A 2,775-nucleotide genomic window follows, 5' to 3' on the forward strand; every position below is an offset into this window, starting at 1 on the left:
ACCAACGGCAAAACCCGAAAAACAAAGCCAAAACCCTCAATGAACAACCGCATCCTCCGAAGCGGGTTGCAAAGGTAACAACCTTTTGCTTTAATGCAAACAACCATGTGAAAAATACTCACATTTATTCGCAATGGGCTCATATACAAACCCTTTAAATAACACGCCCTCCCTCCGTGTGGAGGTAGCTCGTGCTAACCGTGATTTCCGCCGGTAGGCAAGGTGATTTCCGCGGCGTCAATTGGCTGGCCTTCGTGAGTTAAAAGAAAAGACATGGGGTTTTCGGGATCCTTGATAATCTCAAACAGGGTGTATCCCCAGGGCTTCCAGAAGTTTTCGAGGACCTGCCCATAGGTCTTTGCCTGCCATGGGTCGAAAATGGGCCTCATACTCATATCCATCAAAGACATCGGTTCAATATAGACCTGGTCGGCGGTCGGCGCCACCATATACGTGGGCAGCCGGTTGAATAGATAAGCCGAGTAGAAAAAACGCGCGCACAATTCTTCAAACTGGATGGGATGGAGCCGTCGCCCGGTTAGTGGCTCTACAAATGCATTATTGTAAGCGCCGTTCGCACCGTTGTCTTGGAGGCATGCAATCAAGCCGAAATCATTCATCCTCAGGGAATACACCAACGTATTGATTTCATCCCGATAGTTGAACGTATCCGCCGGGTTATCTACCTGGGCCACGATAATGGAAAAGGGCAGCCCGTCAAACTGGACGGGTACAATCAACGATTGCAGCATGAGGTGGAGATGCTTGAACTTATGGACAAGCACTTGCGAAAAATTCATCGCCTCCCCGCTAAGTGCCTGTTGCCTTATCCCCGCTTGGATCTCGTTGAATACAACACCATACACCATCCGAGACACCCATTGGAACAACGTCACCCTATCCATATCCACCACGGCCCCGTACCCTTTCTCAAACGCCTGTCTTACGCGCTTGTCAAGTTCCGAAATACGCTCGGCCACCGCCGGCGCACAGGGAAGGCGCAACGCCTTGTATGTACGGAGGCTTTCGTCGAGCAGCTTGAAAGGTTTGTCTTCAATATCAAACCTACGCATCAGCCAATCCGGGAAGACCTGTATCTGGTCCCCGGCCGACAATAAGGGCTGCCCACTCAGAAAGCAGGTTTGGTTGTCGAAACGGAAATCCTCAAAAGGGTTATATATATTATAGGTATGCATGTGCGGTAACGGTTTGTTGTAACGTTCTCAAGCCAGCGATGTATTCAATCCAGCGACGGGAAGGAGATGCCCTTGATTTTTCTGTAAAGCTCCACTGCATACAGGTCGGTCATCCCCGAAACGAAATCCAGTACCGAACGTACTTTCCCGTAAGTGCCCGGTTGGTCGGTGTGGAACTGTTTCGGCATCAATGCCAGAAGCTTGCGGTCGTACTTCGTTTTCCCCTCTTTCAAATAGGAGGGGATGAACTCCTCCAACAGCCCATTCATAACCTTGTAGCCCGCCACCTCAATCTGCACAACGGACTGCGCATTGTAGATTTTCTCAACAGAGACCTGTTCGATGGCCCGCATCCCATCCACCAACTCGCGAGCCAGCGCCTCCATAAGCGGCTTTTCAAATCGGCCACTTAATATGGCATCCTGATGCTGCATGAAAGCCTGGGCACAAGCTACGATCAATGTGTTTATTGCTTTCGCCCGCAACAAGCTTATACGGCTGTCGGAGTCGCCGAGCGTTTCCAAGCGGGCCTTTAATGGATCGCCCCCGCAGATGGGAAGCAACAGGTCCTCCACCTGCTCATAGGTTAATATTCCCAATCGATGCGCATCTTCCAGATCGATGATGTTATAGCAGATGTCGTCCGCCGCCTCCACAAGGTAGACCAAGGGATGCCGTTTGTATCCCAGCTGCCGCCCGCTCTCGGAAAGCAGGCCGAGCTCCCGGGCGATTTTCTCGAAGGTCGGTCGTTCCGGCTGGAAAAAACCATACTTTTTTCGGTGATGTACCCGCCCATCGTGGCCGTCGATAGCCGCACAGGGATATTTTACGATAGCGCCAAGCGTACTGTATGTAAGCGCAAATCCATGCGCGTCTTTACCTGTAAATCCGTGGGTGAGTATCCGGAGCGCATTGGCATTGCCTTCGAAATGCGTGAGGTCCGCCCATTCTTCGGGAGAAACCCTTTCCTTAAAGGCGCGTCCGTCGCCGTCGGTAAAATAACTGGAAATGGCCGCTTCGCCCGAATGCCCGAACGCAGGGTTCCCCAGGTCGTGCGATAAGCAGGCGGCGGAGACGATGTTGCCCACTTCCTGCAAGTAGGGCAGCTCGGAGTCGATCATTGGAAAAGACCTTCTCATTTCATTGTAGAAAATGCGCCCCAACGACCGGCCAACACTGGCAACCTCAAGGCTATGGGTGAGCCTGTTGTGCACAAAGACACTGCCGGGCAACGGGAAAACCTGTGTTTTGTTCTGCAGCCGACGGAAAGGCGAGGAGAAAATCAGCCGGTCATAGTCGCGTTGAAATTCCGACCGGGCCTCGTGCTGATCATCGGTGTGCCGTGATTCATAACCCCAACGCTTAGCCGAGAGCAATTGCTTCCAATTCATAGCATCCATGGAGAGCAAAGGTAAGACAAATTACCATACCGGAAGCGGCCGTTCTTTCAGGGAAATCGCTTTTAAGATTTTGGGATTAGGAATAGTATCCGTATATTTATAGAAATGGTTAGGGTGAAAAAAAATGCCCTTTTCAAATCCGACTAATAAGCCATACCAAGTTTTTTCTCATTATTTTT

Annotated in this window: 2 protein-coding genes; both read right to left on the bottom strand. The window is 51.0% G+C overall.

Annotation, left to right across the window (positions count from 1 at the left end; translation table 11 throughout):
* Positions 1–194 precede the first annotated feature (194 nt).
* Complete coding sequence (locus ACEVG1_RS20935; RefSeq protein WP_374745679.1) at positions 195–1,196, bottom strand: hypothetical protein; 1,002 nt, start codon at positions 1,194–1,196, stop codon at positions 195–197.
* 44 nt (positions 1,197–1,240) lie between these two features.
* Positions 1,241–2,587: a deoxyguanosinetriphosphate triphosphohydrolase gene (locus tag ACEVG1_RS20940; RefSeq protein ID WP_374745680.1), complete on the bottom strand. Its 1,347-nt coding sequence runs from the start codon at positions 2,585–2,587 to the stop codon at positions 1,241–1,243.
* Between the last annotated feature and the right edge of the window lie 188 nt (positions 2,588–2,775).

This window comes from Parapedobacter sp. 2B3 (genome assembly GCF_041925275.1).
In the GTDB taxonomy this organism is placed as follows: domain Bacteria; phylum Bacteroidota; class Bacteroidia; order Sphingobacteriales; family Sphingobacteriaceae; genus Parapedobacter; species Parapedobacter pyrenivorans_A.